The following is a 19,308-nucleotide window of genomic DNA, read 5'->3' as shown; positions in this document are numbered from 1 at the left end:
GTCCACCCTTTCTATCGGTGGACACCCTTTGCCTCAATCTCGTTAGCCAGAAAAGGTGCCTAGAAATGCGCGCTTACCATCAACGGGATGAATCGATCAGCCCGGATCGATTCATAAAATGCGTTGGACGCTCCCCTCGGAATGCCGGATTCTGCTGATATGTTGAACCAGTCTTCGCTTCCGATACACTTTCGTAAAATCGATCCACGCAACAACATGCAGCGCTTCTACACCTTATCGGTTCAACCGAATTTATTCGGTGAATGGTGCGTCATGCGTTCCTGGGGGCAGATCGGGACATTTGGACAATCCGTGCAACAAACAGTTCTGGACGAAGCATCCGCCAACGCACTTCTTCGTAGACTTGTCGCGGTTCGTCGCAAACGCGGTTATGAGGAAGTCGCCTGACTTCTTTGCAACGGACAACCGAATTGCTCCAGCCTTCGGTACCGACGCTCGATGAATACGTATCCTCAAGCAGCCATTCTTGAAATCTTCGCGATGCGAGAATGGGCGGCTTTGCCTTTGCGATCGAGATACTCTGCATAAAGACGAAGAGCGGCACGCAGATCCGATCTCGTGCGAACCGTCAGTGTTTCGAATTCGGCATTCAGTTCCAGCCGGGCCAATTCCAGCCCTATATCGGAGTATGTTCGTCCTCCTAAAAGACGGCGCGCCCGGTTGACCTGCGACCTGACATTGCGTGCCGATTGGGGCGAGCGTCCGGTTTCCATCAGCCAGTTCATGAAGCGGCCTTCAACTTCGGGAATGCTTTGACCGTTCTCGCGCGCGAGGATGACACAACCGATCGCTTCGGCCAGTGGGGAGGGCACGGCGTTGGCAATCATTTGATGAATGTCCTGTCGTGTCGCGCCTTTCCACTGCCAGTCATCCGGAAACCCCTGTAGCATCGCCAGATGTAGTGTCGTCAGCATTGCTGCCTGCGAGGCTGGAACCGGATCTGCAGGATGGGGATTATTCAGATAGCGATCCGTCAGCCGTTCCCAAGCTGTGCGCGTCACGGTTGGAAACGGTTCGTGGATACCACGAACTCCGCGTCCGGCGCGAAAAGGCCGCGCATAGACCCAGCCTTCCGGAATATCCAATACGTCGCGGATGACCGTCTGGCGTTCCGATCGCGCCTTAACGAGGCTTGAATCGAGGAACCCATGCCGTTCTCCCAGACGTCCGATAACGAACAGACGTTTGCGGAGTTGTGGAACACCATACCAGGAAGCGTCCAGCTTGCACTCGCTCAATCCGTATCCGGCCCTCACTAGCATTTTGCGCCCATCCGCCCACGCTTCGGAGCGGGCTGCCTGTGGAACGTTTTCCATCACAAACCATTGTGGTCTGGCGAGGCAGACGAGCATTGCAAAAGCCCGCGTCAACGACGCATTTTCTCCTTCCACCCGCTTGCCCGCAACCGAGTAATCCTGGCATGGCGGTCCGCCAGCGATCAGATCCGGGGCCATTCGGGCTATCGCAGGCGCAACAGCGAAAATATCTTTCAGGTCGTGTTTGTGAACATATTGCCCGACATTATGACGGTAGGTCTCAACGGCGGGATCCCAGGCATCATATGCCCCGACCACTTCGATACCTGCACGTTTCAACCCAAGGGACATGCCCCCTGCCCCGCAAAACAACTCAACCGCCCGCAATCCGAATACCCCACGCCCCATATTCTCACGGACATATCCGTTACATCAGAGAAAAGCGGATCACATCTGGCTTCTGCTTTAATCCACACCCAAAACATAATCCACCCAAGCAGGCCTATGTTCCGGCATCATCAATAAAGATGCCGAGATGCCATGGCGCAACAATGCAATTAGCTTGAACGCATCATGCCAGATCGGGCAATCCACGTGCATTCCCGCGGCTCATTTCGTTTATGGTCTTACGGTAACGGGTCTTGCGACCAGTAAGGAGGACAAATGACTGTCATACTTCCTAGCAGCGGACGTAGCATAGTGACTGCCGCTGTCACGCGTGCGAACATCTCCGATGAATTCCTCGAGCGTGATCAGATGTGGGCGCACCGCTTGCAGATAGGCGTCATGGATTCCAGCCGGGACGACAAGACGTACGCCTACTTCGGTCATTTCACGGAATTGCGCTTCTGAAACACCTTCCTGAAGAGTCAGACGATGTTTCGTTCGAATGCGTTCGACTTCATTTATAATTTGCCGCCATCTGTCCTTGCATGTTGTTTTTGCGGCAAGCATACGTAATCGATGCGCTGGAAATGATGCGTCCTCATAGGCTGTAATGTTCGGGACCAACCCATCAGATTCAATATCAGTTGCCTGGTCAATATTGACATGGACCATAATATGGACCATTTATTATGCTAAGTATGTGCGAAACACAAAGGAACGTGGACCATGCGCGTATCTGTCAGTGACGCGAAAGGCCAGCTCACCGAACTGGTAAAGCGAGCGGAAGCCGGGGATGAAGTCATTTTGACCCGTCGCGGCCATGAGATCGCACGGCTTGTAGCCGTTGCGACAGCACCCGGCCCCAAGGGCCGACGCGCACTGATGGAAAGGGTGAGGGCAACGGCGGCGGCGAAAGCATTACCCGGGGCTAATGCTGCGCGTAGTCAGGACTTTCTTTATGACGACGATGGGATGCCCATATGATCGCCGTCGATACATCCGCGCTCATGGCGATCGTGCTCAATGAGCCCAAAGGCGAAGCTTGCATGACGGCAATCGAACAGTCTGATGAGCTATTGATTTCCGCAGGAACAGTTACTGAAGCCCTCATTGTTGCTGCGCGACGTAATGTCGGTGAAGAGGTTGACGCATTGATTTCCGGGCTCGGCTTCGAAATCGTATCCGTGACAGCCGCTTCCGCACGCCGGGTCGCCAACGCTTACGCCAGATGGGGCAAAGGCATTCACCCAGCTTCGCTCAACTATGGTGACTGCTTTTCCTATGAAGTTGCTCACGAGCATGGCTGTCCCTTGCTCTATGTAGGAGACGACTTCGTTCAAACAGACCTGCGCTCGGTTCTATAATGGTTGACTCCAACCAAAGCGATATCCGGTTAACTGGCGATGCAATGTTTCTCACCGCTATGACTTCTTCGAGAAAGCAGCGTCGGTATTGTCTCGACCAAATGAAATAAGCTGGTTGCGCGCCTAGGATGCATTACTGTCCCATCGGTTCCAGAATAACGCGCCTGCTAATAACAGCATTTCGGCACCAGAACCCTTTTCTTTCACGATGACTCATATCCGCATGATGCGAAGTAGTTTTGAGCATTTTGTGAATCGATATAGGCTCTAACGGTGAATGAACCGCAATACTATCCGATTCCTGGACACGCAACCCCGGACGCCTACCAAATTCCCGATGCGTGTTTTCGGATATTGTTTCCTGCACACTTCAAATTTGAGATCGTGCTTGATAGGATCCGCCGCGTGTAAACATCACCGATAACGTGACCGGAGATGTCTGCATATCCCCGGCGGTCCGGGAAGAGCGTCGGGGATTTAGATGATGTGGACGATGACCATGAACGTCGCAACACAGCACATGCACACCATAATGACGTATCGTACAGAAAACAGGTCGCTGAACCAATCGTTGAAACGATGATCCTGTGCTGATTTCGACCGTTCCGTCGTCAGACGGTAGCGGGCTGTAAAACCGTGAACAGCGCCCCACCGTCGCGGTCCAGATCCTGAATATCCAGGAGAAGCAAGCCTCCGGATTCAGGCACGGCAAGTTCTGTCTTGGTGGCGTTCATTGCTGCTGCAACTGCCTTTTTATTCCCCCACACTTTTCCGCGCCTGGTCACATCCGGACCATCTTCAGGGCTAGCAATGCTGAATTCGACGATGCCCACATCAACGCCGTCGCAAACGAGATTTCCGATTCCGTGCAACAGTGTAACAGCCATCACTAATCCCTATAGCTCACCTGAAACGATCGAAGTTTTACGTCCTGTCAGTTTTCAGAACAATTCTGCTTCGCTTTTAACCGCTCATTCAATAGGAGCTTGAGCCGGGCATTTTCCGCTTCCAGCTCTTCCAGTTCTTCGTCTGTCACCGGTCCGTCTTCAGTCAGGGGGCCTGGCTTTCTCACGCGCCGTTGCTTTTGCGGTGATTTGAGAACGGGAGGCGAGGCTAGAATTTCATCTATCCCCTCCTCTTTCCGCTCGGGCTCCACAACAACTGGCGCTTCTTGAGGGACCTTCGGCTCTTCAGCGGACGATAACACCTCAGAAGAAGCGACGGGCTCGACCTTTGGGGCTGCTGCCTTGCCATTTATTTCATCGGGATCTGTGGTCGTAACTTTGATGGATAGTCGCGTTGGCAATATAGGTTCAGGCTGCTCAGAGCTTTCGCCGGCTACGGGTTCAGCATCTGGCTTTTCGTTCGGCAAAGCCGACCTCTTCCGCGATCGCCAACTCTTCAACCGCGCAACGAGACGTTCCCCTAGTGACTTCATCGTGATCGACCTCCCTATACTGCCGCAACAGTGCGCAGAAATGCTGTCAGCTTAAGCCTGACAACACAATAGTTTTGGCAACCATGGCCCTTACACATGTCACCAGAACGCTTGAACAGATCAGTTATCGAGGCTGGCAGGGCAGTCTTGGCGACCGTTTCTCTACTCCTGTTCCAGGGGTCACGACAAGAACACCGCGAAATCGTACGGGACTTTGGACGAAACGTGAACACACCCAGTATCAGGCCTGAGTGATTGCTCCATTCCAGCCTACACGGCTCAATGTATCGATAAGTGTCGAACGAGGAATGTTGAATGATCGACAAACGGATGCCTTGCTCGTTCCGGCATTCAAGGCTGCGAGGATCTGTTCCATCTTTTCTGAATCAATCGCGAGAGGCCTGCCACCCTTACGTCCTCGTCGGCGCGCTGCTGCCAATCCCGCATTCACCCTTTCCTGAGTGAGTGAACGTTCGTGTTGAGCAAGAGCGCCGAAGAGCGAAAAGAAAAGTTCGCCCTGTGCTGTCGTCGTGTCCATCTGTTCGGTCAAGGAACGAAATGATACGCCTCGGTTCTTGAGGTCGTTGATGATCGATAGCAGATGCGGCAGAGAGCGACCGAGGCGATCAAGTTTCCAGACGATCAGGCAATCGCCGGATCGCAAATCTGCCAGACACGACTTCAATCCTGGCCGATCATCGCGGGCACCGCTTGCCTTGTCAGAATGAAGATGGCGTTCATCTACGCCGGCAGCGATCAGCGCATCACGCTGCAGGTTGACATTTTGACGATCATCTATGGACGAAACGCGCATATATCCAATGAACATGTACGGAAAACCCTGTTTCTGATGTATTCGTACATATCATCATTCCGACAGGGTTTTCCATATAAAGATGAGCATTAATGGTGACCGTAATTGTGCAGATCCCGGACCCGTACGGAAAACATGTGTTTCCCGTCACCTGCAAAATGCCCTTAGCGTGTATTAATGTAGAAATGACCACAGAGCCCCCAATAGGGTATCGCCGTTTTCCGGGTCAGTGGAAACTGTTGGCAAAAATGTGAAGATATCCTTGCTTGGGCCGCCCCCTAATGTCTGCTTGCGCTTTAGGTCGAAAAGGCGCACTGTTTATTATGCACAGCAGTTGAAACGGGCGCTGTCGTTGGGAGAGAATAATCTCCTGCCCCAAAATGAAGGGGGACACGCGATGTCTTCCGCTTCACGTCTATCCTACTTTGGCCCAGAAGATTTCCCTTCGCTTCGTGCTTTCCTGCAACGTTCCGGATATTCGCTGGAGGGTTGCGAAAAACCAGAGACTCGCCTGGAAGCCGCCAAACACCTTTGTGAAATTTTCAGCGACGGAAGCCATGATCCTGTGCAGATGCTGGATATGCTTTTGGCAATCCGCGCCCAACGGCTATCACAATCCAATCAAAGAGAACTGGAAGCCTGGGAGAATGAGGGTGGCTATACGGCCCCGCAAGTCACTGCAAAATCCTTGGTCTTGCGATGGCCTCCTCGAAAGCGGCTCCGATTGAGGTTGGCCCATGGCTGATAATCCGCGTTTCCTGACGTCGAGCTGAACATGGCGACTTCGAGTAAGCATCGAGAGGCCTGTTTCACGAGGAGCTTACCGGGCTGGCATCGTCTCAATGACACGTGATCAATCTGGCGAGGATATAATGTCAGCCCAAAAATCTTTGGATCGTAAATTGAGTGTGTATCTGATCGCGTTTCTCATCATATGCATCGACATCGGATTGGTCGCGTGGGTGCTCGGTTCCTACGTCTATTAAGTACTGGTATGCAACGTCCTAAAACGTCTGCTTTCCAACTATAATGAAGTCAGCATTTCCATGTGTGCCGACGTTCTTTACGTCCACGTTCAGCAAACCGTTACCTTTTTCCGATGATAATTGAACAAGATCTCCTAGATAAGCCTGCCGGAGTATATCCATGCTTGCCCACAAGACGCCCTTTGTAAACGTCTTCTCGCCTTCCGTGAGTATGGAAATACTGTAGCTAACAGAACCGAGTTCTTTTCCTTCGCAATACAAATTGCCTATTGAACTAAATTTAGATGTTGGCATGATTGCACCCCGATACGGGTTGTGTCTCCTCACCAAGCAAAGTGGGAGACACAGCTATAACTAATGCCGTTTGGTTTTGATCAAGTCATTGGCAGGAGTAGGAAAGCGACCTGCAACAACATCTGTTGACGCAGTTTTCTCCTTGACCTTATCTTTCTTTGGCTTTCTTATTTCTCGGTTACTTCTTTTCTGACCACGGGGCATTTTGAAAACTTCCTGTTTTTGAGGAATTAACTAATTCTTTTACCGGACCAATCCAGTGATGGTTCAAATCACCGCTGGAGATACTTCCACATTCTTACGGGCATGTTGCCGAGAAACCTGCGGCATCCCTCACGATGGTGAGCGTCCAGATTGAAATTCCTGAATGAGTAGCCTTGCTGCGAATATGTGAGCGGCACGGTTTTCTGCGGTATCGTAAAGCCGATAGCCGGCGCGTCGCAGTATTTCACGCATCATTCGAAAGTCGGTAGGTCCAAAGTAGGGCTTGATAATTTTGGAAGACATTTCGTCCTCCTTGTATTGGGGCTGGAGTATGCACTCGCAACCGACAGCGCCCGTTTCAAAAGCTGTCGAGACATGCACCATGCGCTTTAAATTTGAGCAAAGCAACTGAGGCTGAATTGCGACGGCAGACCGGCACAATCATTGCATAAAAAGCTACTTCATGTCCTCCACGGTGATGCGATAGGAAGTTTGCCGAGCCTTTGAATAGACCTCGCGAGCAGCATCGTAGATCAGTTTCCGTGAGGCGTCGAAGGCAGCAAGAAGCGATGATTCCGTCGCTGCAATGGCGCCATTCTTCTCCAGGGCGGGCTTATCGATTAGAAATGGGACGGAGGTCATTCCATCGTAGCCGACAAATCGCACGCCCACCTCAAGATCATCGAAACTTCTGCTGGGGTTTGGAAATGAAAGGGCCATTACTTTTCGCTTTTTACTGCGCCGCCTTCGTCATCTCAACGATCGGCGGCCTTTGCCATTCTTCGATGTTTCTTGATAAACTGTGTCAGGGCGATCTGTAGCCGACCTTCGTCACGTGTTCCCTCCTGAAATCGACGTGTCAGATAACGTGCAGCATCAGTGCGCAAATCTTGTGTGTCGCCGGGTTTGCGAGCCTCCCTTAGAAGTCGCGAAATCATAGTGATGTTTCTGGAATTCAACGCGATGGAAGACATTTCGTCCTCCTTAGTTGCGGGTCAGGCATTTGAAGCCCAAATGACAGCACCCGTTTCAATTACTGTCGTTATAATCATCATGCGCTTTATGTAAGGAGAAAGCAAATAAGGCTCCAATTCCATTGCTGTAAACTCAGACTGGCTGCTTCGCTAAAAATGCTTCCTTGGTCATATAATCTGCGGTTCTCAACAGCGGTCCGCGGCTATCCATATCAACAATGCTGCCAATGTATGAATGCTGCTGTACCAACTATCAATTGTGAATTCCCCAGGACTTGCGCAATACGCCTCCGGGCGACTTGGGAGCTAGACAGCCGGACAATTTTACGAACTGGCGACAATGTGTCGAAACAGCTTTGCCTATTGACAGGCTCTTCATATCGATTATTCTAGATGTATGGAAAATGAAGAAGCAATTACGGCACTGGCTGCCCTCGCCCAGTCTACAAGGCTCGACACATTCCGCCTGCTGGTGAAGCATGAGCCTGACGGCATTCCGGCGGGTGAACTGGCACGTATGCTGGATGTTCCGCAGAACACAATGTCTGCGCATCTTGCCACGTTGTCGCGTGCAGGCCTCGTAAGGGGCGAACGTCAGAGCCGCTCGATCATCTATCGCGCTGATCTCGACCGATTTCGAGAACTGACCCTTTTCATGATCAAGGACTGCTGTGGCGGCAGTGCCAAGCTCTGCGCACCTCTTATAAAAAGCCTGACACCCTGTTGCGAACCAAAAACGGCCACCCAGTAACACAAGGCCGCTGAATTCGGCCTTACACAAACGGACTGATAAAATGACGGATCGGGTCTACAACGTGCTCTTCTTGTGCACGGGCAATTCCGCACGCTCAATTTTGGGCGAGGCAATTCTGAACAAAGACGGCGAAGGACGTTTTCACGCCTATTCGGCTGGTAGTCGGCCAAAAGGCGACGTTCATCCTCTCGCAATCAAGGAACTGGACGCTCTCGGCTATTCCATCGAGAACCTGAGCTCAAAAAGCTGGGACGTGTTTTCAGGTACCGACGCCCCTCAGATGGATTTCATTTTCACGGTCTGTGATAACGCTGCCGGAGAAGCCTGTCCTGTCTGGATTGGCCATCCGATGACAGCCCACTGGGGCATTGAGGATCCTGCCGCTGTCGAAGGTAATGAAGCAGAAAAACAGCGCGCCTTTGCACAGGCGGCCCGTTTTCTGAAGAACCGAATATCAGCATTCCTGAGCCTTCCCCACGCCATGATAGACCGCATGGCGCTTCAAAATCATCTGAAAGAAATCGGCACCATGGAAGGTAGCACACAGACAAATGTGGAGAATAACTGATGTCCACATTCGAACGTTATCTGACTATCTGGGTGGCTCTTTGCATTGTTGCAGGCGTAGCTCTTGGACATTTCTTTCCGACACTATTTCATGCAATCGGCTCTGCTGAAGTCGCCAAAGTCAACATTCCAGTCGCCATTCTCATCTGGCTCATGATCATTCCCATGTTGCTGAAGATCGATTTCAGCGCATTGAGACAGGTCACTGAGCACTGGCGTGGCATCGGCGTCACGCTCTTTATCAATTGGGCCGTCAAACCGTTCTCTATGGCACTTCTCGGTTGGCTATTTATCGGCTGGCTGTTTCGCCCTTATCTTCCTGCAGACCAGATCGATTCCTACATTGCTGGACTGATTATTCTGGCAGCCGCCCCTTGCACGGCAATGGTGTTCGTCTGGTCCAACCTGACCAAGGGCGAGCCGCATTTCACGCTGTCGCAGGTCGCACTGAACGATGCGATCATGGTTGTGGCATTTGCCCCTATCGTCGGACTACTGCTCGGACTGTCGGCAATTACTGTCCCGTGGAATACGCTCGTTCTGTCGGTTGTCCTCTATATCGTCATTCCGGTGATTATCGCGCAAATCCTGCGCAGAAGTATTCTCGCCAGCGGTGGAGAACGAGCTTTCGATGTAATGCTCAGAACACTACAGCCTCTGTCCCTGATTGCGCTTTTGGCGACACTTGTTCTGCTATTCGCATTTCAAGGAGAGCAGATCATCGCACAGCCCATGATCATTGCGATGCTGGCCGTCCCGATCCTCATCCAGGTCTATTTCAACTCTGGCCTCGCTTATCTGTTGAATCGCATTTCAGGCGAGCAACATTGCGTCGCCGGTCCCTCAGCTTTGATTGGTGCATCCAACTTCTTCGAACTGGCAGTAGCAGCCGCAATCAGCCTTTTCGGCTTCTCATCTGGCGCGGCGCTCGCAACAGTGGTTGGCGTTCTTGTTGAAGTGCCCGTCATGCTCTCGGTCGTCTGGATCGTGAACCGCTCAAAGGGTTGGTACGAACGCGGTTCCAATCAAAAGCCAGTCACCGAAACAGGAAAACTCTGATGTCAGTTACGATCTATCACAATCCGAACTGTGGCACGTCACGCAACACATTGGCGTTGATCCGTGCCAGCGGCGAAGAGCCTGTCGTCATCGAATATGAGGGCGTCGCGTTGGTTTCCCGCTGAACAACGGTTGGCGTGAACGATGAAAGAACACTTAGGCCGCCTGCGCTCCGTCGGAGATTACAAGCGTTTTCCGCGATCTGCTTTTCGCGGCTTGCTCCCAAAGGAAATCACCGGAGAATGCGATGTGCTCCCATCCCACAGGTGAGGTATGCGCCATCATCGCGTCACCCACGACCTTACCGGTCGAACGTAGATGCGCAAGCGCATCTGCCATGTAAGTCGAGTTCCAGTAGACGATCGCGGCAATGACGAGGTTGAGACCGGACGCGCGGTACTGCTGCGCCTCATGGCTACGATCGATAATACGGCCCTGCCGAAACGTGCAGATTGCCTGTGTAAGGGCGTGACGCTGCTCGCTTTTGTTCAGTCCGGCTTGGCAACGCTGGCGCAGCGCCGGATTCTCCAGCCAATCCAGCATGAACAAGGTTCGCTCGACTTTGCCGATTTCCTGAAGGGCGACATCGAGCTGGTTTTGCCGCTCGTAAGCTGCGAGCTTTCGTAGCATGGTCGAAGGAGCGACATGGCCCGATTTCAGCGATGCGACGAGCCGCAACACATCATCCCAATGCTCACGTATGATGTCCGCGCGAACCTTTTTTCCGAGAAGAGGTGCCAGATCCGGATAGCTGCCAGTCGGCTCAATAGGAATAAGACGCCGATCCGGGAAATCGCGCAAGCGCGGGCAAAACCGGAAACCAAGAGCGGCACAGAGCGCGAAGACGTGATCGGTTGCTCCGCCAGTGTCGGTGTAATGCTCCGAGATATTGAGATTCGTGCCGTGATGCAGCAAACCGTCGAGAACATAAGGCGCTTCGTGGGTAGCTGCCGAGATGACCTTTACGTGGTAAGGGCCATGCTGGTCGGACACATGGGTATAGAAGCCGAACCCCGGATCAACGCCGTATCGGGCATTCACATCACCACCGGTCTTTGCCCGTTTTCCGCCTCGGAAGAATTGGCCGTCTGAGCTTGAAGCCGTGCCGTCGCCCCAGATCGAAGCGATTGGCAAACGGTGGTGTGCATCTATGATCATTGCAAGCGCGGCGGCATAGGTATCGTCTCGAATGTAGGCGTCCTTGGTCCATATCAATTGATCTCGGCTGATGCCTTCACTGGCACGGGCCATGCGGGAAAGGCCGAGATTGGTGGCGTCGGCGAGGATTGCGGCCAGCATTGCGCTGTCGTTCGGGCATGTCTGTCCTGTTCTCAGGTTCGTGAACGCTCCGAGAAAGCCGGTCTGGCTGGCCACCTCGTGCAGCAATTCGGTAATTCGTATGCGCGGTATCATACCCTCGACTTGGCTAACGAAAGTTTCTGCGCTAGGGGAAGTAGCTGATCTTAAAGGAGTTATGCTCAGGCGGTTTCCATCGAAGTTGACGCCTTCGACCTGGCTTTTCTGAAGACGTTTCGAGAACCGCTTCAGCCGCCAGTCCAGTTCGCGGCCCCGTTGCTCTAGCCAATCGTCAGCAGATGCGGGCAACGCCAGACCCTTGGTGACAGCTCCAGCCATTTGCGGAGGCAGGAGATAGCTGTCGAAGCGGCGATATGACGATGAACGCTCTACCCAGACATCACCCGACCGCAGCTTATTGCGTAGATGTGCGAGTGTGGCGACCTCATAAAGCTTACGATTGATCTTGCCGTCCGGGCCGACCACGATCTTCTGCCAATCCTTTTTGAACGGCATAGGCGCATCGGACGGTAATTCGCGCTTTCCGGTTCGGTGGGCCTCTCGTAATACCTTTACAGCCGAAATGGTCCGCGCGCTGCCTTTACTGGCCTTGAACTCAAGCGCCTCGATCAGCGCTGGCGCAAACTTTCGCAGTGTCGCATAGCGGTCAGCGGCAACAATGAGAGGATCCTGATCCGCAGTGTCCGCGATTTCTGCAACTTCGTGGCGCGCTCGCAGCAGATTTGCCCAGCCGACCGATGCATTGATCGTGTCGACCGGATCGCTGTCAGTCTCGATGGCTTCTGCCAATGCATCAATCGTTCCTCGAAACAGGCGCATCAATCGGGACACATCTTTTGCCGTCGCCTCATATTTCCGGGCCTTGGCGTTCTTGGCGCGGGTGAACATCGAACCAATCAGCTTATCGGCCATGTCGATCGCGGCATCTGTCAGCCGTTCTTCGGCGTCGATCAGAAACGCAACCAATGTGGCTCGCCGTCGTGAAAGGGTGTATCGCTCGATTATGTAGGATGGCGACATACGACCCTCGCGGACGAGCTGGCGATAGCGGTCGGGATGCAGGGTGGCACTGTTGGCAGCGGGAATGCCTATCGTGCGGACAAAAGATAGCCGTTCCAGAATATCGCGGACACTGTCAGCTTTCGCTGAGACGGGCATCGTCTTAAGCCACGCCAGAGACGACAGACCGTTCTTCGGATCAATCTGAACAAGGGAGTCGAGAAGGTCGAACTGGTGAGAGGTCAGGCCGCCGATAAGCGCCTGGCTGGCGTGTTTACGAGCTCGCGCCCTCCCGGCAATTCCCGCCCTCTCGATTGTCGAGATCGTAGGAAGCACGATGCCCGCCTGCCGCAATGTCGTGACAATATGCACGGCGATCGGCATTCCTTTATCAGTCGCCGTCGCGGCGACCGCTCCCGCATCGATCATCATGGGGATATCGCTGCGCTCGGCCGCGCGCACACCCATCATTTGGGCTAATTCACGCGCATGATCGCTCATCGTCTGGCTTCGAGCGCCATAGCTTGCAAGATCTTCAGGCCGAACGTCGATCTGCTCTGCCACGAACGAAACCATCGAAGCCGGGATCGCGCCGAGAATTCGGGCCAGAGGCACACCCGGATGACGCAAGATGCAAAGCTGCAAGGCAAAACCGAGCTTGTTGTGATCCTCACGGCGATCCCGGATCAGGTCGAGGTCATCCGGCTCAAAGGTGTAGAGGCGGGCCAGGTCGTCCCGGTTTTCGGGAATGGATAAGAGCTGTCGCCGTTCATGCTCGGTCAGAAGTTCATGTTTGCGCATCTCTACCCTCTAAATCGTCTACAAAAGGGCTTAATAATCTATGGACAGCAGGGAATAAAGAGACGTATTCTAGGGACTATTTTTCAGTGGTTGAATGAGGCCGGTTCTCACCGTCCACAGAACGGCCGTTTCGGAGACGCCATCATGGGGGCAATTCTTGGCTATGCGCGCGTCTCGACTGGCGATCAGGATGTTGCGGGCCAGATTCTTCGTCTTGAGCAGACAGGCGCAATCAAAGTATTCACCGACGTGAAGTCCGGAAAGAGCATGGATCGGCCCGGTCTGGCGGATCTTATTGCCTATGCTCGTGCTGGCGATACGCTCGCGATTGTTCGGCTCGACCGTCTCGGCCGGTCACTGGCCGAATTGCTCGAAACCGTGAAGATGCTACGAGAGCGCCAAATCGACCTGCTGAGCCTTGAGGAGAAGATTGATACTTCATCGGCGGCGGGCGAGCTTATCTTCCACGTATTCGGCGCCATCGCTCATTTTGAGCGACGGCTGATCTCGGAAAGGACTAAGGACGGTATCGCCGCAGCAAGGGGTAAGGGAAAGAAGCCCGGCCGCCAACCACTGGACCTGAAGAAAGTCGAAGCTGCCATTAAACTCATCGAAGCAAGAACATCGCCAACAGAAGCTGCACGGCAACTCGGGCTCGGGCGATCAACTGTATACAGGGAAATGCGCCGACTTGGTCTTAGTCGCCCTGCATAAACGTCGTTTCTATCCGTCTCCGTCGTAAAACGATATGTCTTTCGCTCTACCAGAGTTGCAAAGGCGGCAGTCCTTCGCGATTGTATGCTGCCAAGACAGTGTTGTGCATCAGAACCATGATCGTCATCGGCCCAACGCCTCCGGGTACTGGTGTAATGGCACTGGCGCGCTCGAGAGCGGCTGGGAAATCTACATCGCCCAGCAGCCGCTTTTTGCCATCCAAAACTGCTTTCGTGGTTCCCACATCGATCACAGTTGCTCCCGGCTTGATCCAATCGCCCTTGATCATTCCAGCTTGGCACACTGCTGCTACCACGATATCCGCCTGACGCACTTTGTCAGCCAAGTTTCGCGTTCGAGAATGCGCCATCGTTACCGTGCAGTTCGCACCCAACAATAATTGTCCCATCGGCTTACCGACCAAAATAGAGCGACCGATGACGATCGCATCGAGGCCTGTCAGATCACCCAGTTGATCGCGAAGAAGCATCAGGCACCCGAGCGGCGTACAGGAGACCAGGCCAGGTCGCCCGGAGACCAGACGACCGGCGCTTTCGGGGTGGAGACCATCAACGTCTTTATTCGGATCGATTGCCTGAATAACCGCCAGCTCATCAATTTGAGCAGGAAGTGGCAACTGTACGAGTATGCCGTCGACCTTATCATCGGCATTTAATTCTTGGATGAGGCCCAAAAGCTCGTCCTGGCCTGTCTCGGCGCTGAGAATGTGCTGGAAGCTGGCCATGCCAAGCTCCTGGGTCTTCCGACCCTTGCTTCGGACATAAATCTCGCTGGCCGGATCACTACCAACAAGTATCACCGCCAGACCCGGCACGCGTCCGGTCTTTTCCGTAAAAGCTAGGACAGCAGCAGTTATTCGGTCTGCCAGGTCGTCAGCGTAGGCTGTTCCATCAATGATTTTCGCGCGCATGTGGGCTCTCTCTTAAGAAAGTGATCGGATTGTCCGACGGCCCAGGCGAACGGCGCATGTTTCGCGCGCTCCCCGGTGGTCTTCCACCTCAAATCGCCAGTTGCGCACGCCTGAACTTAAGCGGGTCCAAACTTCACGTCAAAGTCAAAATTCGGGGCGAGTTGCTTCAGAAGTCGCGATTTGTTCACCCATAGCGTTGTTTGGCGGGAAAGCAGCGCGACGCCCTCAACTTGGTATCCTTCGACATCTTTCCCGTAAGCAGGCCGGATGCCAGGGGCACACGGACGATGATGGCGACACCCTTCTTTTCCGCCTCGCTGAACAGCAGCGACGCAGGGCGCTGCCTGAAGATGTTGTAGATGATCTGAACCGAGGCGACGCCCGGATATTCAATAGCCTTCAGAGCTTCCTCGACCTTTTCGACGGAAACGCCGTAGTTGAGGATCTTGCCAGCCTTCACCATCTTGTCCATCGCTTCGAACACGTCCGGGCGGTAGAACACCTCGGTCGGCGGGCAATGAAGCTGGATAAGATCAAGGCAATCGACCTGAAGGTTCGTCAGAGAGCGCTCGACAAACGACACAATGTTGGCCTCGTTGTAGCCACTGGAGACATGGGGCGACAAACGCCTGCCGGCCTTGGTTGCCACAAAGGGACGATCGCCGCCTCGCTGTTTCAGAACCTTGGCGATAATCCGCTCGGACCGGCCGTCTCCATAAACATCTGCGGTGTCGATAAACGTCGTTCCGGCATCGAGCGCGGCATGGAGGGCGGCTTCGGATTCTTCATCCGATACGTCCCCCCAGGATCCGCCAATAGCCCAAGCACCGAATCCAACTTCCGACACGTCACGACCGGTTGAACCGAATTTGCGATACTTCACTTTTACACTCCTTAAGGCATCAGTTGTCCGCCGTTGACCTCGACAATCTGGCCCGTGAGATAGCCAGACATGGTCTTCGACGCGAGAAAGAGAAAGGTCCCGGCACATTCTTCAGGAGCGCCTTCACGCCCCATCGGGATCGTTGCGGCCTGGGCAGCGAGAACGTCTGGCGGGGTGTAGCGATCGTGGAAGGGTGTCTGGACCAACCCCGGCGACACAGCGTTGACGCGGATGTTGTCACCGACAAATTCCTTTGCCTGGCCGCGCGTGAGGCTGCTTACAAAAGCTTTGGCTGCAGCATAGATAATCGCGCCGCCGCCGCCGCCGTTGCGCGCTGCGACCGACGTGGTGTTGATGATAAAGCCGTCGGTGGCCGCCTTTAGATGCGGATGAGCGGCAACGCTTGCTTCCCAGACAGACTTGGCATTCAGATCGACCACTTTGTCGAAGTGCTCGGCCGTCATGGACGTTGTGGGGATACGGCCCAGCATGCCGCCTGCGTTGTTGATCAAACCATCAAGCCCGCCGAGGATTTCGACAGCCTTGGCAACCACCTGAGCCGCAGCGCCTTTCTCACCCATCTCTCCCTGCACGAGCCAAATATTGTCAGGGTATTGCTGCCGAACAGCTTCGGCGGCATCGCGGCTTTGATTATAGTGTGCAACAACGTGCGCACCTTGACCCGCGAATGCTGTGACAACAGCCGCCCCGATACCGGTCGATCCACCAGTAACAAGGATACGTCTTCCCGATAGATCGTCAATGCGAACGGTGTCCTGCACACTCACGAGAAATACTCCTCTTCTCTAATGTGAGGCGGTTATATCATTTGCGCTCGCCAAAGACCCATGCTTAAAGGTGATTCATATTCACTTCAATGGTGAAGGAGGTTCACGTGTCTCTTATTGATCGGGTCGATTTTGCCGAGTTGCGGGTGTTTCTGACGATTGTTCGCAGGCAGAGTTTCAAGGCTGCAGCAATTGAGCTCGGCCTCACCCCGTCCGCCGTCAGCCACGCGATGGCCAGGCTTGAAAAGCGGCTGGGCGCGAAACTTCTGTTTCGCACCAGCCGGTCACTTTCAGTTACTCAGCTTGGGATTGAGCTGGCCAAACGCCTGGAGGAAGGCTTTGACGCCATTGGTCAAGCTTTAGAGGTCATAAATGCACCGGGAGCGGCCCGGTTTGGGGAACTTCGTATCAATGTCTTTGCAGACGCGGCCCATTTGATGGTGGCTCCAGCGCTCCCTGAATTCGCGAAAGCGTGCCCGGACGTGCGTCTGACGGTCGTCGTAGACGACCATCCAATCGATATCGCTGCTGAGGGGTATGATGCCGGTATGCGATATGGTCATCACGTGCCGGAAGAGATGGTCGCTGTACCGGTCAGCGGACCACAGCGATGGATCGTTGTCGCAGCGCCGGCCTATATCATCCAGCACGGACAGCCCAAGATCCCGGACGATCTTCGTGACCATAACTGTTTGCAGCTCATGCTCGGAGATAATTCTAGGTATCTATGGGAACTCGGCTCTGACGCTGAAGCTGAACGAGTAAGAACAAGTGGGCTGATCACGATAAACGACACGGCCACAACCATAACGGCCGCCAAGGCGGGAATGGGCCTTGCCTATCTCTTGGAGTCGCGGGTTTCAGAGGAATTGCACTCTGGGAGCCTCGTCCGGGTGATGGATGAGTTTGCGTCTCCAGGTGATCCATTTCACATTTACTACAGCAGCAGGAAGCACAACCATCCTGCTCTTCGGACGTTGACAAACATCATCCGAGTGCAGAATGGTCTCCATCGCTTGAGGTGAACGCAGGGAAGTTTGGACTTCCCCTTCAAAAGTGGAGGGCTTCTGTTAGACAAGACTGACAGGAGACTTAGAATTGAAGCAGCGAGAATTTACAGAAGAATTCAAACGCGAAGCCGTTCGTATTTTAACGACGAGTGGTCGAAGCATTTCATCGGTTGCCGATGACCTCGGGATTGGCAAATCAACACTTGACCGCTGGCGTCGTAATATTGCTGAGAAAGATTTACTCTCCGGTCCGCATGAAGACATGAGTCAAGAGCTTGCTCGACTTCGCAAAGAAAACGAGCTTCTACGACAGGAACGTGACCTACTAAAAAAAGCGACGGCCTTCTTCGCTCGGGAGACAAGTCGATGAAGTTTGCGTTCATCGACACGGAGAAGGCCCACATGTCTTTGTCGCGGCTTTGCGCTTTCGTAGGCGTCAGCATCAGCGGTTATTATGCATGGAAGCATCGGCGCCCCAGTCGCCGTCAGCTTGATGACATGATTATCCTGGCGCATATTCGCAATCAGTTTGCACTGTCGCGTGAAACTTATGGCAGCCCTCGAATGCATGTCGAACTGAATGAAGAAGGCATTCGAGCTGGCCGTCACCGCACGGCGCGACTGATGCGTGAAAATGGTCTGAAAGCTCGACAGAAGACGCGCTTCAAGCGCACGACAGACAGCAATCATGGTGAGCCTGTCGCTCCCAATCTTCTGGATCAGGACTTTACGTGTGACGGACCAGATCAGAAATGGGGTGTCGACATCAGTTACGTATGGACTGCGGAGGGTTGGCTGTATCTGGCAATCGTTGTCGATCTCTATTCTCGTCGCATCATTGGCTGGGAAGCGCGCGATCGGATGAAAAAGGATCTGGCTATCTGTGCTTTGAAGAAGGCTATTGCTATCCGGCAACCAAAGCCGGGGTTGATCCAACACTCGGACAGGGGAAGCCAATATGCCAGTTATGAGTACCGCAAAATCCTCAAAGCGCACAGCATGCTTCCATCCATGAGCGGCAAAGGAAACTGTTACGATAATGCGATGGTAGAAACAGTCTTTAAGACGATCAAGTCAGAACTGATATGGCGAACTGTGTTCCACACACGTAAGGATCCGATCAAAGCCATTGGCGCATACATTGACGGCTTCTATAATCCTGTGCGTAGACATTCTGCACTCGGGTATAAATCACCGATCCAGTTCGAGATGATAAAACGTAATTTAGTGACAGAACCTCTCCACTAAACAAGGGCAAGTCCACTTCGACTATGCGAAAGCTCAGTGGAAAGCGGAAATACAACCATACGGCTTCCGCGATAATTTCAGCAGGATAACGATGGCGATAATAAAGCGAAGAACGAGGTTCGGTCATAACACGTTATCGCCGCTGATGCTTACGCTCAGGTTAAGGTAACGTTGCCGTTCAATGCCTGTAATGCAAGATCTTGTTTCAGACGGTCGCTGACAGCCCATCCCACAACGCGCCGTGAATGAAGATCGATTATGACAGCCAGATATAACCATCCTTCTCGTGTCCATAAGTAACTGATGTCACCCGTCCATTTCTGATTAGGCTTGTCAGCTGAGAAATCCTGATCCAGCAGGTTCGGGGCTATTTTGAAAGTATGATTGCTGTCAGTTGTCACCTTATGCTTGCGGGTTCTAACCGCATAAATGTTGTTTTGGCGCATCAAACGCCCAACGCGGCGATGCCCGACAGATAATCCAATATCTCGGAGCTCTT

At 53.4% G+C, this 19,308-nt stretch carries 21 protein-coding genes, 4 pseudogenes and 1 riboswitch; of the genes and pseudogenes, 11 read left to right on the top strand and 14 right to left on the bottom strand.

All coding sequences use genetic code 11. The features are described from left to right. The first annotated feature begins 141 nt into the window (after positions 1–141). Positions 142–408 carry a WGR domain-containing protein gene (locus KWJ32_RS26345; protein ID WP_256886531.1) on the top strand — a complete coding sequence of 89 codons (267 nt, stop codon included), beginning with the start codon at positions 142–144 and terminating at the stop codon, positions 406–408. A 65-nt stretch (positions 409–473) separates the two neighbouring features. On the opposite strand, the gene KWJ32_RS26340 is transcribed toward KWJ32_RS26345, so the two are convergent. Both KWJ32_RS26340 and KWJ32_RS26335 read right to left on the bottom strand, forming a co-directional pair. After that, positions 474–1,685 carry a DNA cytosine methyltransferase gene (locus tag KWJ32_RS26340; RefSeq protein WP_256886530.1) on the bottom strand — a complete coding sequence of 404 codons (1,212 nt, stop codon included), beginning with the start codon at positions 1,683–1,685 and terminating at the stop codon, positions 474–476. Positions 1,686–1,895: 210 nt separating this feature from the next. Next, positions 1,896–2,336, bottom strand: coding sequence for a type II restriction endonuclease (locus KWJ32_RS26335; RefSeq protein WP_256886533.1), 441 nt, complete (start codon positions 2,334–2,336; stop codon positions 1,896–1,898). 54 nt (positions 2,337–2,390) lie between these two features. Between KWJ32_RS26335 and KWJ32_RS26330 the strand changes: the two genes are divergently transcribed. Together KWJ32_RS26330 and KWJ32_RS26325 are read left to right on the top strand one after the other, a co-directional pair. Further along, entirely contained in the window at positions 2,391–2,648 is a 258-nt protein-coding gene (locus KWJ32_RS26330; RefSeq protein ID WP_138787114.1) for a type II toxin-antitoxin system prevent-host-death family antitoxin, read from the top strand. After that, positions 2,645–3,028: a type II toxin-antitoxin system VapC family toxin gene (locus KWJ32_RS26325; protein WP_112591076.1), complete on the top strand. Its 384-nt coding sequence runs from the start codon at positions 2,645–2,647 to the stop codon at positions 3,026–3,028. Before KWJ32_RS26330 ends, KWJ32_RS26325 begins: the two co-directional genes overlap by 4 nt. 611 nt (positions 3,029–3,639) lie before the next feature. On the opposite strand, the gene KWJ32_RS26320 is transcribed toward KWJ32_RS26325, so the two are convergent. The 3 genes from KWJ32_RS26320 to KWJ32_RS26310 form a co-directional block, all read right to left on the bottom strand. Further along, positions 3,640–3,915: a hypothetical protein gene (locus KWJ32_RS26320; protein WP_256886529.1), complete on the bottom strand. Its 276-nt coding sequence runs from the start codon at positions 3,913–3,915 to the stop codon at positions 3,640–3,642. Positions 3,916–3,962: 47 nt separating this feature from the next. Then, positions 3,963–4,400, bottom strand: a complete 438-nt coding sequence (locus KWJ32_RS26315) for a hypothetical protein (protein WP_256886528.1) — start codon at positions 4,398–4,400, stop codon at positions 3,963–3,965. 307 nt (positions 4,401–4,707) lie between these two features. Continuing rightward, complete coding sequence (locus KWJ32_RS26310; protein WP_256886527.1) at positions 4,708–5,295, bottom strand: recombinase family protein; 588 nt, start codon at positions 5,293–5,295, stop codon at positions 4,708–4,710. Positions 5,296–5,677: 382 nt separating this feature from the next. Between KWJ32_RS26310 and KWJ32_RS26305 the strand changes: the two genes are divergently transcribed. Beyond that, positions 5,678–6,025: a hypothetical protein gene (locus KWJ32_RS26305; RefSeq protein WP_256886526.1), complete on the top strand. Its 348-nt coding sequence runs from the start codon at positions 5,678–5,680 to the stop codon at positions 6,023–6,025. An 868-nt stretch (positions 6,026–6,893) separates the two neighbouring features. Here the strand turns inward: KWJ32_RS26305 and KWJ32_RS26300 are convergent. The 3 genes from KWJ32_RS26300 to KWJ32_RS26290 all read right to left on the bottom strand — a co-directional run bounded on the left by KWJ32_RS26300 (position 6,894) and on the right by KWJ32_RS26290 (position 7,738). Beyond that, complete coding sequence (locus KWJ32_RS26300; protein WP_161624171.1) at positions 6,894–7,067, bottom strand: hypothetical protein; 174 nt, start codon at positions 7,065–7,067, stop codon at positions 6,894–6,896. Between the two features lie 153 nt (positions 7,068–7,220). After that, complete coding sequence (locus KWJ32_RS26295) at positions 7,221–7,484, bottom strand: DUF1488 domain-containing protein (RefSeq protein WP_007881802.1); 264 nt, start codon at positions 7,482–7,484, stop codon at positions 7,221–7,223. A gap of 35 nt (positions 7,485–7,519) precedes the next feature. Beyond that, positions 7,520–7,738 (bottom strand): hypothetical protein, encoded by a 219-nt coding sequence (locus KWJ32_RS26290; protein ID WP_007881801.1) that lies wholly within the window; start codon positions 7,736–7,738, stop codon positions 7,520–7,522. Between the two features lie 397 nt (positions 7,739–8,135). Between KWJ32_RS26290 and KWJ32_RS26285 the strand changes: the two genes are divergently transcribed. The 4 genes and pseudogenes from KWJ32_RS26285 to KWJ32_RS26270 form a co-directional block, all read left to right on the top strand. After that, positions 8,136–8,489 carry a metalloregulator ArsR/SmtB family transcription factor gene (locus tag KWJ32_RS26285; RefSeq protein ID WP_256886525.1) on the top strand — a complete coding sequence of 118 codons (354 nt, stop codon included), beginning with the start codon at positions 8,136–8,138 and terminating at the stop codon, positions 8,487–8,489. 43 nt (positions 8,490–8,532) lie between these two features. Further along, entirely contained in the window at positions 8,533–9,060 is a 528-nt protein-coding gene (locus KWJ32_RS26280; protein WP_182520236.1) for an arsenate reductase ArsC, read from the top strand. Continuing rightward, a complete protein-coding gene (arsB, locus tag KWJ32_RS26275; RefSeq protein ID WP_256886524.1) occupies positions 9,060–10,118 on the top strand; it encodes an ACR3 family arsenite efflux transporter in 1,059 nt (352 codons plus the stop codon). The genes KWJ32_RS26280 and arsB overlap by 1 nt, the downstream gene beginning before the upstream one ends. Continuing rightward, a pseudogene (locus KWJ32_RS26270) lies at positions 10,118–10,216 on the top strand (arsenate reductase (glutaredoxin)); the annotation flags it as partial. The gene arsB and the pseudogene KWJ32_RS26270, both read left to right, overlap by 1 nt. A gap of 58 nt (positions 10,217–10,274) precedes the next feature. Here KWJ32_RS26270 and KWJ32_RS26265 read toward each other — a convergent pair. Then, positions 10,275–13,235 carry a Tn3 family transposase gene (locus tag KWJ32_RS26265; RefSeq protein WP_024899869.1) on the bottom strand — a complete coding sequence of 987 codons (2,961 nt, stop codon included), beginning with the start codon at positions 13,233–13,235 and terminating at the stop codon, positions 10,275–10,277. 144 nt (positions 13,236–13,379) lie between these two features. On the opposite strand from KWJ32_RS26265, the gene KWJ32_RS26260 reads away from it, so the two are divergent. Further along, positions 13,380–13,949, top strand: a complete 570-nt coding sequence (locus KWJ32_RS26260) for a recombinase family protein (protein WP_024899870.1) — start codon at positions 13,380–13,382, stop codon at positions 13,947–13,949. Between the two features lie 46 nt (positions 13,950–13,995). Here KWJ32_RS26260 and folD read toward each other — a convergent pair whose 3' ends face one another. The 3 genes and pseudogenes from folD to KWJ32_RS26245 all read right to left on the bottom strand — a co-directional run bounded on the left by folD (position 13,996) and on the right by KWJ32_RS26245 (position 16,551). After that, positions 13,996–14,880 carry a bifunctional methylenetetrahydrofolate dehydrogenase/methenyltetrahydrofolate cyclohydrolase FolD gene (gene folD, locus KWJ32_RS26255; RefSeq protein ID WP_024899871.1) on the bottom strand — a complete coding sequence of 295 codons (885 nt, stop codon included), beginning with the start codon at positions 14,878–14,880 and terminating at the stop codon, positions 13,996–13,998. Positions 14,881–14,912: 32 nt separating this feature from the next. Further along, a riboswitch (ZMP/ZTP riboswitch) is annotated at positions 14,913–14,994 on the bottom strand. Positions 14,995–15,112: 118 nt separating this feature from the next. After that, positions 15,113–15,763, bottom strand: a pseudogene (locus KWJ32_RS26250) (aldo/keto reductase); the annotation flags it as partial. Positions 15,764–15,774: 11 nt separating this feature from the next. Beyond that, a complete protein-coding gene (locus KWJ32_RS26245) occupies positions 15,775–16,551 on the bottom strand; it encodes an SDR family oxidoreductase (RefSeq protein ID WP_256886522.1) in 777 nt (258 codons plus the stop codon). A 107-nt stretch (positions 16,552–16,658) separates the two neighbouring features. Between KWJ32_RS26245 and KWJ32_RS26240 the strand changes: the two genes are divergently transcribed. Both KWJ32_RS26240 and KWJ32_RS26235 read left to right on the top strand, forming a co-directional pair. Then, positions 16,659–17,576: a LysR family transcriptional regulator gene (locus KWJ32_RS26240; protein WP_256886521.1), complete on the top strand. Its 918-nt coding sequence runs from the start codon at positions 16,659–16,661 to the stop codon at positions 17,574–17,576. Positions 17,577–17,631: 55 nt separating this feature from the next. Further along, positions 17,632–18,809 (top strand): IS3 family transposase gene (locus KWJ32_RS26235; RefSeq protein ID WP_256886532.1). Its coding sequence is split into 2 segments (ribosomal slippage): positions 17,632–17,887 and positions 17,887–18,809, totalling 1,179 coding nucleotides; the frame shifts between segments, so codons are not numbered across the junction. Between the two features lie 16 nt (positions 18,810–18,825). Here the strand turns inward: KWJ32_RS26235 and KWJ32_RS26230 are convergent. Beyond that, positions 18,826–18,936: pseudogene (locus tag KWJ32_RS26230) on the bottom strand (IS6 family transposase); the annotation flags it as partial. Between the two features lie 49 nt (positions 18,937–18,985). After that, positions 18,986–19,308 (bottom strand): annotated as a pseudogene (locus KWJ32_RS26225) (DDE-type integrase/transposase/recombinase); the annotation flags it as partial.

It is taken from the genome of Ochrobactrum sp. BTU2 (assembly GCF_024539785.1).
In the GTDB taxonomy this organism is placed as follows: domain Bacteria; phylum Pseudomonadota; class Alphaproteobacteria; order Rhizobiales; family Rhizobiaceae; genus Brucella; species Brucella anthropi.
Note: the sequence above shows the minus strand (reverse complement) of the source record. Positions and strands in the feature narration are given on the sequence as shown.